The organism is Pseudomonas sp. WOUb67 (assembly GCF_050058005.1).
Taxonomy (GTDB): Bacteria; Pseudomonadota; Gammaproteobacteria; order Pseudomonadales; family Pseudomonadaceae; genus Aquipseudomonas; species Aquipseudomonas putida_R.
Genome location: NZ_CP170112.1, coordinates 3,236,088 through 3,252,971 on the forward strand (window position 1 = coordinate 3,236,088; position 16,884 = coordinate 3,252,971).

Annotated in this window: 13 protein-coding genes; 4 read left to right on the forward strand and 9 right to left on the reverse strand. The window is 63.7% G+C overall.

Translation table 11 applies throughout. From position 1 onward, the window contains the following. Positions 1-309: 309 nt before the first annotated feature. The 3 genes from vasI to tssM are packed head-to-tail and all read left to right on the forward strand — an operon-like array spanning position 310 to position 6,034. Entirely contained in the window at positions 310-960 is a 651-nt protein-coding gene (gene vasI / locus ABOC32_RS14560; RefSeq protein WP_426811537.1) for a type VI secretion system-associated protein VasI, read from the forward strand. Continuing rightward, complete coding sequence (gene tssA / locus ABOC32_RS14565; protein WP_426811538.1) at positions 948-2,411, forward strand: type VI secretion system protein TssA; 1,464 nt, start codon at positions 948-950, stop codon at positions 2,409-2,411. Before vasI ends, tssA begins: the two co-directional genes overlap by 13 nt. Continuing rightward, on the forward strand, positions 2,408-6,034 hold the full coding sequence (gene tssM / locus ABOC32_RS14570; RefSeq protein WP_426811539.1) for a type VI secretion system membrane subunit TssM: 3,627 nt from the start codon (positions 2,408-2,410) through the stop codon (positions 6,032-6,034). Before tssA ends, tssM begins: the two co-directional genes overlap by 4 nt. 19 nt (positions 6,035-6,053) lie before the next feature. Here the strand turns inward: tssM and ABOC32_RS14575 are convergent, their stop codons facing one another. The 4 genes from ABOC32_RS14575 to ABOC32_RS14590 are packed head-to-tail and all read right to left on the reverse strand — an operon-like array spanning position 6,054 to position 10,631. Continuing rightward, positions 6,054-7,736: an FAD-dependent oxidoreductase gene (locus ABOC32_RS14575; RefSeq protein WP_426811540.1), complete on the reverse strand. Its 1,683-nt coding sequence runs from the start codon at positions 7,734-7,736 to the stop codon at positions 6,054-6,056. A gap of 42 nt (positions 7,737-7,778) precedes the next feature. Further along, positions 7,779-8,099: an NIPSNAP family protein gene (locus ABOC32_RS14580; protein ID WP_016500295.1), complete on the reverse strand. Its 321-nt coding sequence runs from the start codon at positions 8,097-8,099 to the stop codon at positions 7,779-7,781. Next, positions 8,084-9,817, reverse strand: a complete 1,734-nt coding sequence (locus tag ABOC32_RS14585; protein WP_426811541.1) for an FAD-dependent oxidoreductase — start codon at positions 9,815-9,817, stop codon at positions 8,084-8,086. The genes ABOC32_RS14580 and ABOC32_RS14585 overlap by 16 nt, the downstream gene beginning before the upstream one ends. A gap of 4 nt (positions 9,818-9,821) precedes the next feature. Next, positions 9,822-10,631 (reverse strand): shikimate dehydrogenase family protein, encoded by an 810-nt coding sequence (locus ABOC32_RS14590; protein WP_426811542.1) that lies wholly within the window; start codon positions 10,629-10,631, stop codon positions 9,822-9,824. A gap of 151 nt (positions 10,632-10,782) precedes the next feature. On the opposite strand from ABOC32_RS14590, the gene ABOC32_RS14595 reads away from it, so the two are divergent. Continuing rightward, positions 10,783-11,553 carry an IclR family transcriptional regulator gene (locus tag ABOC32_RS14595; protein ID WP_426811543.1) on the forward strand — a complete coding sequence of 257 codons (771 nt, stop codon included), beginning with the start codon at positions 10,783-10,785 and terminating at the stop codon, positions 11,551-11,553. 75 nt (positions 11,554-11,628) lie between these two features. Here the strand turns inward: ABOC32_RS14595 and ABOC32_RS14600 are convergent, their stop codons facing one another. From ABOC32_RS14600 to ABOC32_RS14620, 5 genes are all read right to left on the reverse strand, one after another. Beyond that, a complete protein-coding gene (locus tag ABOC32_RS14600) occupies positions 11,629-12,873 on the reverse strand; it encodes an OprD family porin (protein WP_426811544.1) in 1,245 nt (414 codons plus the stop codon). A gap of 192 nt (positions 12,874-13,065) precedes the next feature. Further along, positions 13,066-14,109: an ABC transporter substrate-binding protein gene (locus tag ABOC32_RS14605; protein WP_176393804.1), complete on the reverse strand. Its 1,044-nt coding sequence runs from the start codon at positions 14,107-14,109 to the stop codon at positions 13,066-13,068. Next, positions 14,106-15,242, reverse strand: a complete 1,137-nt coding sequence (locus ABOC32_RS14610) for an NAD(P)/FAD-dependent oxidoreductase (protein ID WP_426811545.1) — start codon at positions 15,240-15,242, stop codon at positions 14,106-14,108. The genes ABOC32_RS14605 and ABOC32_RS14610 overlap by 4 nt, the downstream gene beginning before the upstream one ends. Continuing rightward, complete coding sequence (locus ABOC32_RS14615; protein WP_426811546.1) at positions 15,239-16,597, reverse strand: FAD-dependent oxidoreductase; 1,359 nt, start codon at positions 16,595-16,597, stop codon at positions 15,239-15,241. The genes ABOC32_RS14610 and ABOC32_RS14615 overlap by 4 nt, the downstream gene beginning before the upstream one ends. Then, on the reverse strand, positions 16,594-16,884 hold the full coding sequence (locus ABOC32_RS14620) for a (2Fe-2S)-binding protein (protein WP_426811547.1): 291 nt from the start codon (positions 16,882-16,884) through the stop codon (positions 16,594-16,596). The genes ABOC32_RS14615 and ABOC32_RS14620 overlap by 4 nt, the downstream gene beginning before the upstream one ends.

Consider the following 16,884-nt stretch of genomic DNA (forward strand, 5'->3'; position numbering starts at 1 on the left):
TGGGTTGTAGGAAATTTAGATGCAAGTTGTGTTTATTGTTGTTGCGGTCTTGTAGGAAGTTTCCTGCGTATGTTTAATTGATCGGGCTGGCTGCCCGTTTTCTATAAAAACCATGCATGGAAAAGTGTTCGGTGGTCGAGTGTGAAGATGTAAGTAAATATTTGTTTGTGTGCACTCGGAACTCTGTATTAGGCTTCTGCTGGGTTTGTTGGAGTTGGCTGTATGCGCATATGGGCATTGGTGTTTATTTGTAGGAAAGTTCGCGCCGTCATATAGGCCGTTTGTACTATTTCAGAGAGTAAGTTCAGGATGATTAACCGCTGTGCATATGGCGCCGGTCTCTCGTTGCTGTTTTGTCTGCAATCGGTGCTGGCGGGCCCCACGCGGGACTGCCCCCGGATTGTGTCCAACGTCGAGCGACTGGCCTGTTTCGATCAGGCTGCGGGCACTCCGGCGTATACGCCAAAACGACAGTGGTCCGCACCGGAGCAGCAGGCCCCCAGTGTGTTGCGCGTGATGGCAAATGAAGCTGCACGGGCATCGGATGACCTGACGTTTCGCATCGGCAGCCAGACGCAGGACGGTGCTGGCGCACCTGCGCTGGTGATTTCGGCGCCCGCCATTGCATCGGGTGATGAAACTACCTACATGGCGATCAGTTGCATCCAGGCCATCTCCCGGCTGCAGCTGATTGCCAGGCGCCCGATCGACGCAAGCTGGGTCAAGGTACGGCTGACCGGGGAGGGCTGGTCTACCCGTGAGACGCCCTGGCAGGTGATGGAGAACGGGCAGGTGCTAGATGCTGGGCGGGGCCTGCCAGCCATCGAGCAGATCAGGAAACTGATCGGTGCCCAGCGTATCGAGGTTGTGAGTGAGCACGGCGAGATCGACGGGCTGACCTTCGATGCACAAGGCCTGGACCCTTTGATCAGCCAGGCGCGAAGCACATGTCGGTGGTAGCGCAGGTATCTGCGGTCGAAGTCGCTCGGCTGCTCGCACCGATTGATCCAGCAGTGCCGGCTGGGCTGTTCGATGTCGAGGACGAAACCTATCAGGCCATTGACCAGGAGATGGTCAAGCTGGGTGGGCTGCAGGACACCTCGATCGACTGGGTCTACATCGAAGAAGCATCCCGTCAGTACCTGAGCCAGCAATGCAAGCATTTGCGAATTGTTGCGCACCTGAGTGCCGCATGGCTGCGTAGCGGCTGCTGGGAGCGTTGGGGATACACCTTGGCGTTGCTGGCCGGCATGATCGAGTGCTACTGGGAACCCGCTCATCCCAAGCCGGGGCCGAAAGGCTTCCTGGGCAAGCGCAAGCTGGTTGGCCTGGTAATCAATCGTTTGACCGAGGCGTTACCGCGTCTTGACCGTTTCACCTATACCCCTACCCATGCAGCGGCAGCGCAGGCGGCGTTGAAGCACCTGCAGCAACAGGGCGCGGCACAGCTGGAGGCAGCTGTTCTCGACGAACTGGAGCGCCTGCTGCGAAAGCACATAGAGCTCGCCAACGGTGTCGGCGAGGGTGCGATACCCAAGGCACCGGCGGCAAGCGTGAAACCTGCGCCGCTGGCCGACGTCATCGCCACACCCGCGTCACGCCTGTCGATGGGCAATGAGCGTGAGACACGGCGGGCCGTGCTCGCCATGGCCGAGCTCATCAACCAGCAGGACCCGTATGACGCTACCGGCTACCAGTTACGGCGTTTTGGGTTGTGGGCGCACATTCAATCTGCTCCCCAGGCCAGGCAGGCTAACCGTACGGAATTGATGGCGGTTCCGCTGGATATCACGCGGGTCTATGAAGAGGCCATTGCCAGTACGGCATTTGACCCTGCACTGCTTCAGCGTATTGAAAAAAGCGCAACGGCTTGCCCCTACTGGATTCGTGGCAGCTTTCTGGCTGCGACCGTTGCCACGCGGCTGGCGATGGACGAGGTGGCTGAAGCCATCCGTTGTGCGACTGCCCGGTTTGTACAGCGCATGCCGGCGCTGCAGCAGTTGTGCTTCAGCGACGGCACGGTGTTTGTCGACGACCAATGCCTGGCCTGGCTCAAAGGCACGCAAGGGCCTTCTGAGCAAAGTGCAACCTCACACGAGTTTGGAGGCCTGCGCGAGGAGCTGGTCAGCCAGCTGGAAACCGCCGGTGTAGAACCGGTGCTCCTTAGGCTGCAAGGGCTGCAAGCGAGCTTTCGTGCTCCTCGTGAGCGCTGCCACGCCACCGTGATCGCTGCCGACCTGCTGGCCGCGCGGGGTGTGTCCTGGCTGGCCCAGGACCTGTGCGCCAGCGTTGCCCAAACGATGCAGCAAACCACCGCCAGTGCGTGGGAGCCAGAAGTGTTCCAGCGGCTTCAGCAGTACGCGACATCCCCAGCACTGGCAGTTCAAGACAAGAATCAGGAGCCTCGATGAATCAAATATGGACGCAACTCAAACGTTGGGGCTTGCCGTGGGTAACGCGCATTGGCCTGGCGCTGCCGCTGCTGCTCGGGCTTGGCGCCTTGCTGATGCTGGTCGCTATCTGGTGGCTTGGCCCGCAATGGATGTGGCGTGAGCACCAGCCGCTGGCAAGTGTGGCGCATCGCAGCGTGGCAAGCCTGGTACTCGTGCTGGTGCCGCTCTTGTGCTGGCTTGTAGTGGTGCGCCGGCGCTTACGCCGCCTGCAAGCAGAACGCCGGCAGGCACGCACCGTCGAACTGGATGGCACGCTACCGTTCATGCAGGCGCAAGAGAAGGCGTTGAGCCAGGGGCTTGCGCGATACCTCGACAATGCCGGTGGACGACGTGCGCTGTACCGGCTGCCCTGGTACCTGGTGTTGGGCGACGAAAAGTCCGGTAAAACCAGCTTCATCGACCGCACTGATCAGCGCTTCACCCTGACGCGAATCGACCAGACCCAGGCACGGGGTCGACAGGCTGAAGCACTGGCCTACCCGGTAGGCTGGTGGGTCAGCGACGATGCTGTGATCATTGATCCGCCCGGTGTCTTCATCAGTCAAAAAACACCGACGGGCTTGGCGGCCAACGCCCCCTCCGAGTCCGAACCCTCCGCGCCGCCCGGTACCGAGGCCCGGTTGTGGGAGCACCTGTTGGGCTGGCTGGTGCGTAACCGAAGCCAGCGCGCGCTTAATGGTGTGTTGCTGGTCGTGGATCTGCCAGCGCTGTTGCATGGCAAGCCCGAGCAACGCGTCGCGCTGGCCCACGGGTTGCGCACACGCCTGTACGAAGTCAGCACCCAGCTGGGGTCGCGCCTGCCACTCTACGTGGTACTGACCAAATTCGATCTGCTGGACGGCTTCGACCAGTTCTACAGCAAGCTTCCGGCCGCCAAGCGTGAAAGCCTGTTGGGGTTCACGTTCAACCTGGATGCGGTTGAGGCATTCGACGCCTGGCTGGATGAGTATGACGACCACTACGGGCGGTTTCTCGCCACATTGAACGAGCAGGTCTTCGATCACCTGGATGTGCTGGGCAAAACATCGCCGCGCGGGCGCCTGCTCTCACTGCAGGCGCAACTGGTCGGGTTGCGCCCCATACTGCTGGCATTTCTTCGCGAAGCCTTGGCAAGTGACCGTTTCACCACGCCACCGTTGGTACGTGGCGTATATTGGTCGTCAGTGGTGCAGCTCGGCGACATGCACAATGCATTTGTCCGTGAAGCGGCACAGCCCTACAAGACAAAACTTCCCCTGCGTGAGGGCAAGGCGCAGGGCAAGGCGTTGGTCTATTTCATCCAGCAAGCATTCAGGCGGGTTATCTATCAGGAGGCCGGTCTGGCGGGCGACAACGTCCGGGTAGCGCGCAGCAAGCGCCAGTTGCTGTGGATCGGTTCTGGCGTAGGCCTCCTGGCGTTCGGCATCGCCATCGCCAGCTGGCAGCGCTACTTCGATATCAATAGCGCCAAGGCTGCCAGTGTGTTTGCCAAAAGCCAGGAGTACAGCCGGCAGGAAGTCGATCTGCGTCTTGATCCGACCGGGCGCAACCTGCTGGAGCCACTGGACCAGATTCGCGATGCGGTGGCGGTGTTTGGCGACTATCGCGCGGCATGGCTGGGTGTAGCCGATTTTGGCCTGTATCAAGGGCGCAACATTGGCCCCCTGATTGATGAGGCGTACCTGAGCTTGTTGTCCAGGCGATTCTTGCCGGCCTTGGCCAGTGGTGTGATCGATGCCATGGACGCAGCACCACCGGGTAGCGAACAACAGATGGCCGCGCTCAGGGTTTACCGGATGATCGAGGACCGCGACAGCCGCCGGCCCGAATGGGTCGAGGACTGGATGGCCCGTCAGTGGCAACGGGCTTTCCCTGGCCAGGGACAACTTCAGCGAGACCTCATGCAGCATTTGAAGTACGCCTTGGCCTATGCCGATACCGATTTGCCGCAGTACCGTCAGCGTGTCAGCGAAGTGCAGCAGGCGTTGCGTAAATTGCCGTTGGCACAGCGGGTCTATGCGGGGCTGAAGCAACAGGCGCAAGAGCAGTTGCACACCGGGCTGGACCTGCGCCACCAGGTAGGGCCTGCGTTCGATGTGGTGTACCAGCCGTCTTCCGGGGCCAGGCAAGGGGAGGAGGCGGTACTGCTGGCCGCCATGCTTACCGCCAAAGGCTTCAGGGAATACTTCGAGCCGCGCAGCCAGCGGTTCGCTGAAATGGCGATGGTCGACCAGTGGGCCTTGGGGGAGCGCAGCCAACTCGACTATTCGGACGTCGACCGTAATGCGCTGACCGAACGGCTGCACAACCTCTACAGCGCCGATTACATTGACAGTTGGCGACGCGCCTTGAACGCCTTCGCCGTGGCCGACTTCCGTGATCTGGACCATGGTGTCACGGTCCTGCAGCAGTTGACCGGCCCAGCAGCACCTTTGCAGCGGCTGCTGGATACGGTCAGGGACAACACTTCACTCGCTTCGCCAGCGGGTGTTGAAGTAACGGGTGAACTGAATACGCTGCGCTCAGCAACAGGCAAACCCGAACAACAGCAAGCGTTGGCCATCCAGCGGGCGTTTGCAGGCTTGGGCGCGATGCTGCAGGCGACAGGAGAAAAACCGAGCTACTACGATGAAACCCTTGGCGCTGTTGCGGCTGTGCTGGACTACGCCAAGGCCGTACAGGACAGCCCGGACCGCGGCAAGGCCGCACTGCAGGCCGTGCATCAGCGCTTTGCGATGACAGGACAAGACCCGATCGGCACCCTGCAACGTGTTTCCACAGGCTTGCCTGAACCCATCAACCACCAGGTCAGAAAGCTCGCCGAGCAGACCGCCCAGGTGCTGAACGTTGAAGCACTGCGCGAACTGGAGCGACGTTGGGATGCTGAAGTGTACAGCTTCTTCCAGCAACGTCTGGCCGGCCGCTACCCCTTTATGGTGAAGGCACCCGATGCTTCACTGGATGATTTCGAGGCCTTCTTCGGGCCAAAAGGACGCCTGCAGCAGTTTCGTGATCAATATCTGGACGTCTTCCTCAAGGAAAACCTTGAGGCCTTGCAGTCCGTTCAGCATGGGCAATCCTTGGTTCGCACCGATGTGATCGAGCAACTCCAGCTGGCGGATCGCATTCGCGAAACCTTCTTCGACCAACGCGGCAGGCTGAGTGTGCAGTTCAGCATCGAGCCGTTGGGGCTCAGTGCGAACCAGCGCACCAGCCTGCTGGACCTGGATGGCCAGTTGATCGCCTACACCCATGGACCGAGCCAGATCACCGGGATCGTCTGGCCCAATACTTTGGGGCAGCAGGTGCGCAGCAACCTTACCTTGCTCAGGCAGAACGGTAACAGCAGCAGCCTGGAGTACCGCGGGCCATGGTCGATGTTCCGCTTGCTCAGCCGCGGCTCACTCAATGGGCGCACGCCAACCAGCGTAGACCTGAGCTTCAGGACCGGTGATGGCGTGATGCGCTATAGGCTGAATGCTGAAAAGGCCTTCAATCCCATTACCCAGCAACCGTTCAAAAGCTTCCGCTTGCCACGAGGGTTGTTGCAACAGTCGCCTAAGGTGGCTCTGGTAGAGCAAGCGCATGGGCAGCCTTTATGAAAACCAGCCCTCGTGGAGGTCACGGTGAGCCCAGGCCACTTAACGTTCTACCGGCCAGATACCCAAAGGTCATCCCCGGCCCAAGGGTAATCCCACCGCTCGGGTAGTGCCCACCCATCACGCTGTGCATGTCGTTACCCACCGCAAACAGCCCGGGTATCGGCTGCCCAGCGTGGTCCAGCACACGGGCCGAGGCGTCGGTGCCCAGACCGGCGAAAGTGCCAAGGCTGCCTGGCAGCAGTTTCACCGCGTAAAACGGCCCCTTCAGCAATGGTCGAAGTGACGGGTTGGGCGCCTGCTGCGGTTCGCCCTGGGCCCGGTTGTAGGCTGACGCGCCGCGCTGGAAGGTCGGGTCTTCACCTTGTGCCGCGGGGCGATTGAAGCCTTCCACCGTGCGCTGCAACTGCTCGGCATCAATCCCGCAGCGCTGCGCCAGCTGTGCCAGCGTAGCGCCGCTGTGCAGGTAGCCACAGTGCTGGTAAGGGCGGGTGGGGAAGGGAAACGGCTTGGCCCAGCCGATGCCGTAGCGGCGTTGCGCGGCGTGGTCGCAGATCAGCCAGGCCTCTGGGGGTTCGCCTTGAGGCGTGGCGGCAAACAGTGCGTTCATGAAGTCATGGTAGCAATCGGCTTCGTTGACGAAGCGTCGGCCATCGCGGCGCACGGCGATGAAGCCGGGTTTGGCGCGGTCGATCAGGTGTGGGAAATGGCCGAAGGTGCCATCACTGTGTGGTACTCGTGAGACCGGTGCCCAGGCGCCGGATTGGGCCAGCTCGGTGCTCACCAGGCCACCGGCCTGTTCGCCCAGGCGCAGGCCGTCGCCGCTGTTTTCTTCGGGCGCGGCAGAGTAATGCCGGGTGCCATCCGGCGCATGCGCCATCAATTGAGCGATGCGCTGTCGATCATGCGGGAAGCCGCCACAGGCCAGCACTACGCCGCGGCGTGCGTGGATCGCCTGGCCATCGGCAAACAGCGCGCCGTCGACCCGCCCTTCACCCAACAGGCGACTGGCCGGTTTGTCTGTCAGCAATGTGACACCCAAGTCGAGGGCGCTGCGCAGCAGGCGTGCGACCAGTGCGTTGCCATTGACCAGTTGCTGGCCGCGTCGGTGCAGGAGTAAGTCACGCCCGTGACGCAGCAGGCGCTTACCCACATGCAGCGCTGCCTTGGGCGAGCGGGTGGCATTGAAAAAAGCGGCCATGTCTGGGCCGCCGGCAATGCCCATGCCGGCCAGGCTGACGATGTCCAGCGGTGGACGCAGCCTGTGCAGCCAAGGGCCGAGCAGGCGGCCGTCGTATGGAAGGGCGCACAGCGAGCGGCCGCCGTATGCGCTGCCGTCGCCTTCACGCATGTCGGGCATGCGGCTGCCGGACTGAAACTGTACAGCGGTGTGCTGTTGGAAAAACGCCACCATCTCCGGGCCGTGGCGCAGGAATGCACGCTGGCGTGGGTCCAGATCGTGGGTATGGGTTTGCGCACGCAGGTAGCGCTCTGGAGCATCGTCGGTTTCGACGATGCCTTCGGCAATGGCCAGTGGGTTGCGCGGTACCCACAGCCAGCCCCCCGACCAGGCGCTGGTGCCGCCCAGCTGGCTGGCTTTTTCCGCAACGATCACGTGCAGGCCGTGATGCGCGGCGGTAACGGCGGCCGCCAGGCCAGAGGCACCGGAACCGATGACGAGTACGTCGCATTCGAGGGGTTGCATGCAAGGGTTCCGCTCAGGCGTTGGTAGGAGGTGGCTTCCGGTTTACTGCAGCGGCGAAAAGCCGGTGGGCCGCATCAGCCGCGATTGCAGGCGTACGACTGCCGCCAGTTCGCGGTTGCGCCGCGAGAATTCCGCCCAGCGCGGGTCGGCTGCCATAGCGGCCCGGCGGGCGATACGCTCGTCGAGGCTGGCATAGCCCCAGATGTGCACTACCTGGTTGACGTCGCCGAACTCGCTGGTGAAAAAGCCCACCAGGTTGCCCAGGTGTTCGCTTTGCACTTCCAGCGCATGGCTTTGGTACAGCGCCAGCCAGTCGGCCATTTTCAGGGGGTCGAGGGTGTAGGTTCTCAATTCGTAGTACATGCCGGGGTCTCCGTTTGGGTGGCCGGCGCCTGCAGGCGCGCGGTGATGTGGTTGGCAGCGAGCCAGCCGAAGGTGAGGGCAGGGCCTAGGGTGATGCCGGGGCCGGGGTAGGTGCCTTTCATCAGTGAGTTCATGTCGTTGCCGACCGCATACAGGCCGGCAATTGGCTGGCCGTCGCGGTTCAGCACGTTGGCGTGGGCGTCGGTCACCAGGCCGCAGGCCGAACCGAGGTCGCCGGTGTGGATACGGATGGCGTAGTACGGCCCGTTGGCAAGCGGCGCCAGGCACGGGTTGGGCGTGTGTTGCGGGTCGCCCATGTAGCGGTTGTAGCTGTTGCCGCCTTTGCCGAACGCGCGGTCGATGCCGTTGCAGGCGTCGGCGTTGAATTGCTCCAGGGTGTGCACGAATACCTGCGGGTCGACTCCGATGGCCTGGGCCAGGGCGTGCGGTGTTGCAGCCTGATACAGGTAACCGGCGTCGATCAGCGCCTGGTTGTTCACCGGTTTCGGCCGCGCCAGGCCCAGGCCATAGCGCTTCATGGCCTCGGCATCGCAGACCAGCCAGCAGCTGGCAAGGCCGTTGGCGAACATGGTCTGCACGAAGTGGTGGTAGGAGTCGGATTCGTTGACGAAGCGCCGCCCGGCCGGGTTCACCGCGATCACGCCAGGTTTGGCGCGGTCGGTGACCAGGTGCGGGAAGCGCTCACGCTCGCCACTGGCATGGCGCAGTTCGGAAACCGGCGCCCAGAAAAAGTTGGCCGCCAGGCCCTCGCCCTGGGCTGCCGACACGGCCTGGCCAAGGCGCAGGGCTGCGCCTTCGTTGGCTGCGGGTGACATGGTCAGGTGCGCTGCCTGCTGGGTTGGCCGGTAGCCAGCGGCAAGCGCGCCTGCCGCGAACCCGCCCATGGCGCACACCACGCCGCCCCGGGCCAGTACCCGCTCGCGGCGCCCCTCGTGCTGTACCACCACGCCCGTGACCACGCCCTGTTCAACGATCAGTTCCAGGGCCTCGCTGCGCAACCACAGCTGTGTGCCATGGGCGAAGGCGCTGGTGGCCAGGCGGGCAATCAATGCGTTGCCGGTTGTCAGCCGGGTGCCACGTGGATGCTGCAGGCGGTCCCGTGCATAACGTGCCATCAGTTTCAGGCAATGCCACAGCGACTTGGGCGAACGGCGGATGCTGAGGAAATGCTGGATATCCACGCGGTTGACCATCATGCCACCGAACAACAGCATGCCGGGCGGTGGCATTTGCAGGTCCTTGAAACGTGGGCCGAGGTGCTTGCCGTCGTACTCGACCATTTCCAGCGCCCGACCAAACTGGGTGGCGCCGGGGGCATCGGGGTAGTAGTCCGGGGAGTGCGGGCGCAGGGCGTAGCGCAGCTCGGTGTGCTGTTCCAGCCAGCGCAGCGCCTGGTGACCGTGCTCGATGAAGGCGTCTGCCAGGGCAGGTTCGTAGCCGTCGCCGATTACATGCTTGAGGTAGGTGCGCATGGCCTCGGGTGAATCCTTGGCCCCCGCGGCGCGGGCTTGATCGGTACCGTACAGCCACACCGCACCGCCGGATATCGCCGAGGTGCCGCCAAAGCGTTCGGCCTTTTCCACTACCAGCACTTTCAGCCCGCGGCGAGCCGCCGTGGCGGCAGCGGCAAAACCACCGGCGCCGCTGCCCAATACCACCAGGTCAAAGCTGTGTTGTATGGGTTCAAGAGTCGCCATGGCCTCAGATCTCAAGTGGTGTCACGCCCATGAAGGCGCCAAGGTGGCCGAGTTGGGCGAAGGCCATTTCCGGGCCGGTCTGGGTCGCGCAGCCTACTTGCCGCGCGCGGTTCAGCAGCGGGGTGATTTCGGGCGAAGTGACCACGTCGGCGACCAGGGTGTCGGGCTGCAGGGTTGCCAGCAGCGCGGCAGACAGTGGTAGCTCTGGGTTTTCCCCCATACCGACAGGAGAGGCATTGGCCACCAGGTCGAAGTCCTCCAGTCCATTGAACTGCGTACAGATGCTGAGCCCGGGGAAGGCATTGCCAAGCTGTTCGCATACTGCGCCCAAGCGTTCAGAACTGGGGTCATGGAGGGTGATGCTGGCAATCCCGGCTTCGCCCAGCGCATAGCTGATGGCACTGCCAACACCGCCGCACCCAATCACCAGCGCCCGTTTGCCCGCCGGGTTAAAGCCATGCTTGCGCGCAGCACCGAGGAAGCCGGCGCCGTCCACGTTGTCACCCAGCAAGCGCCCGTCGCGCTCGCGGCGTATCACATTGACCGAACCCAAGGCCGCTGCACGTTCGCTCAGGCCATCCAGGCGGCTGGCCAAGGCCTGCTTGTACGGCACGGTGACCACGCAACCGCGCAGGTTCTGCCAGCCGCGCAGGCTGTCGGCAAAGCTGCCCAGCGCGGCTTCGTGCAGGTCGATGGGCAGCATGGCGACGTTGCAGTTGTTGTTGGCGAACCAGGTGTTGAAGTTTTCGGGGGACTTCACCTGGGCAATGGGCGAACCGACGATGGCAACCAGTTCAGTTGAACCACGAATCATGCTGACCTCCTTATTGATGTTGTTGTGGAGGCAAGCGTGATGCAGGGGCGGGAGAGCAACAATGCGTTGATCGGGCTTTTAATGCGATAATCGCAATCATGATCCGGTTATCGCAGTAATCGGCTGTTTTTTCCCCTTGCGAGTCATAAAGATGAACACGCCCGCCATCCACCCCCGCGACCTGATCGCCGGTTTGCAGAAAGGCCTGGCCCTGATGCAATTGTTCAGCGCCGAGCAACCGCGCCTGAGCGTGCCGCAGGCGGCCAGGTTGTCGGGCCTTACGCCAAGCGCCGCACGGCGTTTTTTGTTGACCTTGGTGCACGAGGGCTTTGCCGAAACCGACAGCCGCGAGTACTGGCTGACGCCCAAGGCTTTGCGTATCGGCCAGGCGTACGTGGACTCGGCGCAACTGCCGCGCATGCTGCGGCCGATCGTCGAGCAAGTCGCCCGCCAGACCCAGGAGCATGTGTCGGTGGGTACCCGCGATGGTGACGAGATCATCCACCTGGTGCGCAGTCGCTACAGCCATGTGGCTTCGTTGTCGATCAGGCCCGGTTCGCGGGTGCCGATGTATTGCACGGCCAGCGGGCGGATCTGGCTGGCCTGGCTGGGTGAGGGGGAGCGGGATGAGTACTTTGCGTGCAACCCGCTGCGGGCGTTGACGCCTTATACGCAGACAGACCGCGTGCAGTTAGACGCGGAGTTGCTGCGGGTGAAGGGGCAGGGCTTCTGCATCGTTGATCAGGAGTATGAAATCGGTATGCGCGTACTGGGTGTGCCGTTGCTGGACCGTGCCGGGCAGCTGAAAGCGACGCTGACCATCACGACCCATGCCTCGCGATTGAGTGTGGATGAAATCCGCATGCGCTATTTGCCGCCACTGTATGAGGCGCAGGCGTTGCTTCGACCAGTGCTGGACTGAAACCTTGATGGCGCTGGCACCGCGTCGCCTGCTTTGCGGTGCCATGCCGCGAGCTCCTGCCGGGCGTGACCGCGATCAGAAAATATTCAACGGGTACTCGGTAATCACCCGCACTTCATCTATCTGCCCGCCGCGGTCCGAGCTGCGGTAGCTGGCCTGGCGCACGCGCAGCGACAAGTCTTTGGCCATACCGGCCTGTACCACGTAACGCAATTCGACATCGCGCTCCCAGGCCTTGCCATCCAGGTCGCCGCCACTGCCGTTCTTGAAGTCGGTGCCTTTCACGTAGCGGGTCATGAAGCTCAGCCCCGGCGCCCCGTAAGCGGCCAGGTTAAGGTCATAGCGGGCCTGCCAGGACTTCTCGTTTTCGTAGTCGAAGTCAGAGTACTGCACCGAGTTGGCAAAGTTGTAGACCGCGTTGCCGTCCGGCCCGTACACATAGTCGCCGGTGCCGGACACCTTCTGGTAGGCCAGGGTGAAGGCATGTGCACCCAGCGTCCAGGTGCCGCCCAGGCTCCAGATGCGGTTGTCCAGTTCGCCACTGCGGGCCTGGCCGATGCTTTGCGTGTCGTAGGCGTTGAAGTCCAGCTTCAGCGACTGGCTGGCGCCCAGCGGCATCAGATAGCGGGTGTTCACGTAGTACTTGCGAAAGTGCTCGGCAGTTTTTGCGTAGTACAGGCTGCTGGAAAGCCGCTCATTGAAAGTGTAAACGCCGCCGATGTAGTCCACGGCAGTCATGCGCCCGCTGTCACGGGACGACTGGTTGCGGTTGGTCAGGCCGGTGAAGTGGCCGGCATCCAGCTGCAGGTTGCGGATTTCCTTGCTGGTGAGCGAGAAACCGTCGACGGTTTCTGGCAGCAGGCGGCTGTCGGAGGTGGCCAGCACGGGTACTGCCATCACTTGCGTGCCGTACTTGAGTACGGTGTTGGACGCGCGCACTTTCAGCGCCGCGCCGGCCTTGCCGATGTCCTGCTTGGCGCCGTGGCTGTCTTGCTCCAGCAGGCCGGTGCCGCCACCGGTGCGGCCGTCGCCCGTGTCGAGCTTGAAGGCGTACTGGCCGATCAGGTCGATGCCGAAACCCAGGGTGCCTTGGGTGAAGCCGGACTGAAAGGTACCGATAAAGCCCTGGGCCCATTCCTCGCCGTAGTTCTGCCGCGCGCCGCTGGCGCGGTTGTCACGCTGCATGTACATGTTGCGTGCCTTGATCGACAGCTTGCTGCCTTCGATGAACCCCGCCGACTCGGCCTGCTCGCTGGCTTGCAGCAGGGGGCTGGCGGACGCCAGCAGAACGGCGGTTACACCCAGTGTGTTGATGCTCATGTCATGCTCCGTTTGCTTGTTCTAGTTAGGTGGCAGCGTGATGCAAGGGGTACCTGAGCCTTTTGCGGGCGTGCAGAAGCCGTATCCGCGCCTTTGCAGGGCAGAGCGACGGTGCAGTTATCGGTGGCTCAAGCGGGTGGTGTGCCCGCTGGCCGGCACCTGGGGCGCCGGCAGCGGGTCAGGGGCCTCGGCCTATCGCTCGATCTGGCGATTCCAGCGGGCGTTCCATTCCGGGCGCTGGGTGTTGACCTGGTCCCAGTCGATGGTCACGGCAGTTTGCAGGTAGGTCTGCATGGCCTCGACCTGGCCACGGGTCTTGTCGCTGGTCGGGGTGTTGGGGTTGGACGGGATCTGGTCACCCAGCTCCAGTGCCGGCGCCTGCGCCTCGGGGCTGAGCAGGAACTCGGCCAGCTTTTGCGCCAGCTCCGGCTGGTCGTTGTTGGCGGTGACGCATTCGGCCTGGTTGAGCACCACGGCGCCTTCCTTGGGCGCGGCGTATTCTACCGGGATGCCCTTGAGCTTCAGCGCCGTCACCTGGGTAGGGGTAAGCGGGAACAACGCGGCCTCGTCGGTTTGCACCATTTCCGAAAGCTTGGCCGAGTTGGGGATGTACTCCAGCACGTTCGGGCCAACGTTCTTCTTCCAGGCCGTGAAGCCCGGGTTGACGTCGGTATCGCTGCCGCCGTGCAGGCGGTTGTACATCAGGAAACCGTGCAAGCCGAAGGTGGACGACGCCATCGACTGGAACACCACTTTGTCCTTGAAACGCGGGTCGGCCAGGTCGTTCCACGAGGTGGGGGTTGCCCAGCCTTTTTCCTTGAACAGGCGGCTGTTGTAGGCAAGCCCGGTCACACCCAGGCTGACGGCGGCGGCCTTGTCCTTGATCAGGGCCTTTTCCGGCAGCTGGGCCAGCGTCGGGTTGGGCTTGAGCGTGCTGCACAGGCCCATGCCGATGGCGCGGTACATGATGCCGTCATCCAGCACCATCACGTGGATCGACGGCTTGTTCGGCGTGGCCTGGACCTTGGCCAGGATGTCGGCCGAAGTGCCGGGGACGATCACCACTTTCACCCCGTTGGCCTTCTCGAACGGGGGCAGGATGTTGTCGCTGAACAGCCGCTCCATGGTGCCGCCGTTCATGCCCAGGTACAACGTGGGTTGTGCCATGGCGGGCAGGCAGGCGAACAGGCCAGGTACGGTGCAGAACAGGGCGAGCAAACGTTGCTTGTGCGTCATGACAGGTTTTCCTTGTAGTGGTGGTTGGGCTGAAAACGGTTGATGGAAAAGGCCGCCAGGCTGATGGCCGGCGCGCCATGAAGGATGCATTGCGCCAGGGCTTCACCGGCTGCCGGGCCAATCTGGAAGCCCGCGCCGGCAAAGCCGAAGCCATGCAGCAGGCCGGGTTGGCGTAGGCTGGGGCCGATCACGGGTTCGTCATCAGGCAGGTAGCCTTCGGTGCCGCTCCAGGTGCGAATCGCCTGGGCGCCAGCCAATGCCGGGTACAGCTCGGTGGCGTTGCGCAGGATGTCGAGCACGGCGGCTTGCCCCGGTCGTGCGGTGGTCGGGGTCAGGGCAAAGCCGCGCCCGCCGCCCAGTACGCAGTTGCCGCGCGCCACCTGGCGGGCGTAGATACCGCCGCCTTCGACCCCGGTGCTGGCGGTCATGAACAGGGGCAATGGCTCGGTGACCAGCATGGCCGGGTGGGCTGCCGTCAGCGGCACCGGTTCGCCAAAGTATTCGGCCAGGTGCGCCGACCAGGCACCGGCGCAGTTCAGCAGCCAGGGTGCCCTGAAGCACTGGCCTGTGCTGGTGCGCACGGTAAAACGCTGGCCGTCGTGGTCTACCTCCAGCACTTTGCATTGCTCGTGCAACCGGGCGCCGCTGTGCCGGGCCGCCTGGGCGAAGGCGGGTGACACCAGCCGCGGGTTGGCATTGCCGTCCTCGGGGCAATACGACGCGCCGACGGCGATATCGCCCACCCAAGGGAAGCGCTGGCGCAGTTCGCGGTGCTCCAGCAGTTGCAGGCGCAGGTCAAAGGCCTGGGTCCGACGGGCATAAGCCTTCAAGGCGTCGAAGTCGGTCTGGCTGCGCGCCAGCTTCAGGTGGCCGCTGCGGGCGTACTCGCCGTCGATGCCGATCCACTCGCGCAACTGCCCCCAGATAGCATGGGCACGCATCGACAACGGCAGCTGGGCCAGCGAGCGGCCCTGGCGACGGACCCCGCCATAGTTCACTCCGCTGGAATGCGAGCCACAGAAATCACGTTCAAGCAGCGCCACCTGTTTGCCACCGCGGGCCAGGGTTAATGCAGCGCTGCTGCCGACGATGCCGCCGCCGACCACAATGGCGTCCACCTCGATCAGTTTCATGGTTTGATCTCCAGGCCGAAGGGCAGGGGCTTGACCGGTGCCTGGCCACGCAGGCGCCCGACCTGGTCAATCGGCCGACCGCTTTCGCAGGCAATCAGTTCGGCGGCGGCGGCGCCGCACACGCGGCCCTGACAACGGCCCATGCCGACGCGGCACATGGCTTTGACCCGGTTGATTTCCCAGTGCCCGGCACGCACGGTGGCGCGGATTTCGCCCGCGCTGACCTGCTCGCAGCGGCACACGGTCAACGGGTCCGGGGCTTGCCGGGCCCACTGCTCGGGGAACGGGAAGGCCTGTTCCAGGCCCTGGCGAAAACGCTGCAGGGTGGCCAGTTTTTTTTCAAGCTGCTGCTGGCGTTGCGGGTTGCCAGGCTTGCCGAGGTCGGCCAGCAGCGTCAGGGCAGCCAGTTCACCGGTCATTTCGGCGCCGTCGGCACCGAGGATGCCGGCGCCGTCGCCGGCCAGGTACACACCGGGGCTGCTGGCGCGGCCTTGGGCGTCACGTACCGGTAGCCAGGCGCGGTTGAGGGCGTTCCAGGCAAACTTGCAACCCAGCAGGTCTGCCAGCTGGGTTTCGCTGCGCAGGGCGTGGGCGAATGCCACGGCGTCGCACGGCAAGGTGTGTTGCTGGCCATTGTGCGACCAGCGTACGGCGCTGGCGCGTTGCTCGCCTTCGATGCCCAGCAGGGTCACACCCTGATGCACCGGCACGCCTTTGCGGGTGAGCCAGGCGCGGTAGTACAGGCCTTTGGCAAAGGTGCCCGGCTGCAGCAACAGGCGCGGCAGGGCGCGTACCTGGGCGCTGAACGGCGAGGTGTCGAGCACTGCGCTGACCGTGGCGCCAGCCTTGGCGTACTGGTAGGCCACCAGGTACAACAGCGGCCCGCTGCCAGCCAGCACCACCCGCTCGCCGATGGCGCAGCCCTGAAACTTCAGGGCGATCTGTGCCGCGCCCAGGGTATACACCCCGGGCAAGGTCCAGCCGGGGACCGGCAACACGCGGTCGGTGGCGCCAGTGGCGACAATCACCCGGTCGAATGCCAGGCGGTCGGCCAACTGGCCCTGCTGCAAGGTGTCCAGCACTTGCTGCTCGGCATTCCACACCAAGGTTTCCGGGCGGTAGTCGATCTGCTCGCGCAGTTGTTCAAGGGTGCTGTGCAGGGCCTGGGCCTTGCCCGCCTCGAAGCCATACAACGCTTTGGCCGGGCGGCGAAAGTTGGCCGGCTGCTGGCGGTAGATCTGCCCGCCGCCACGGCTGGCTTCGTCCAGCAGCACCGGGCGCACGCCATGGGCCACGAGGGTTTGCGCGGCGCGGATGCCGGCCGGGCCGGCACCAATGATGACGGTTGTACTCATGGCTGGCGCCCTGGTTCGCGGGTGACACATTGGCCCGGCTCCAGAAAGGTCGAACAGGCGCGCACCCGGCGGCTGTCCTGCAGGCGTACCCAGCAGTCCTGGCAGGCGCCCATCAGGCAGAAACCAGCGCGCGGTTCGGCGCTGAAGTCGCTGCCCCGCAGGTGGGTGGCGTTGGTCAGGATGGCGGTCAGCAGGGTGTCGCCGTTCATGCCTTGGGCCGGTTGGCCGTCGAGCAGGAAGGGCAGCGGTTCGCGGTCGTGTTCGGCCACGCGCTTGAACAGCGGCAT

Coding starts and splice junctions, on each gene's coding strand:
- ABOC32_RS14580 (WP_016500295.1), bottom strand. CDS start 8,099: ATGTACTACGAATTGAGAACCTACACCCTCGACCCCCTGAAAATGGCC.
- vasI (WP_426811537.1), top strand. CDS start 310: ATGATTAACCGCTGTGCATATGGCGCCGGTCTCTCGTTGCTGTTTTGT.
- ABOC32_RS14615 (WP_426811546.1), bottom strand. CDS start 16,597: ATGAGTACAACCGTCATCATTGGTGCCGGCCCGGCCGGCATCCGCGCC.
- ABOC32_RS14590 (WP_426811542.1), bottom strand. CDS start 10,631: ATGATTCGTGGTTCAACTGAACTGGTTGCCATCGTCGGTTCGCCCATT.
- ABOC32_RS14575 (WP_426811540.1), bottom strand. CDS start 7,736: ATGCAACCCCTCGAATGCGACGTACTCGTCATCGGTTCCGGTGCCTCT.
- ABOC32_RS14620 (WP_426811547.1), bottom strand. CDS start 16,884: ATGCCGCTGTTCAAGCGCGTGGCCGAACACGACCGCGAACCGCTGCCC.
- ABOC32_RS14585 (WP_426811541.1), bottom strand. CDS start 9,817: ATGGCGACTCTTGAACCCATACAACACAGCTTTGACCTGGTGGTATTG.
- tssA (WP_426811538.1), top strand. CDS start 948: ATGTCGGTGGTAGCGCAGGTATCTGCGGTCGAAGTCGCTCGGCTGCTC.
- ABOC32_RS14600 (WP_426811544.1), bottom strand. CDS start 12,873: ATGAGCATCAACACACTGGGTGTAACCGCCGTTCTGCTGGCGTCCGCC.
- ABOC32_RS14595 (WP_426811543.1), top strand. CDS start 10,783: ATGAACACGCCCGCCATCCACCCCCGCGACCTGATCGCCGGTTTGCAG.
- ABOC32_RS14610 (WP_426811545.1), bottom strand. CDS start 15,242: ATGAAACTGATCGAGGTGGACGCCATTGTGGTCGGCGGCGGCATCGTC.
- ABOC32_RS14605 (WP_176393804.1), bottom strand. CDS start 14,109: ATGACGCACAAGCAACGTTTGCTCGCCCTGTTCTGCACCGTACCTGGC.
- tssM (WP_426811539.1), top strand. CDS start 2,408: ATGAATCAAATATGGACGCAACTCAAACGTTGGGGCTTGCCGTGGGTA.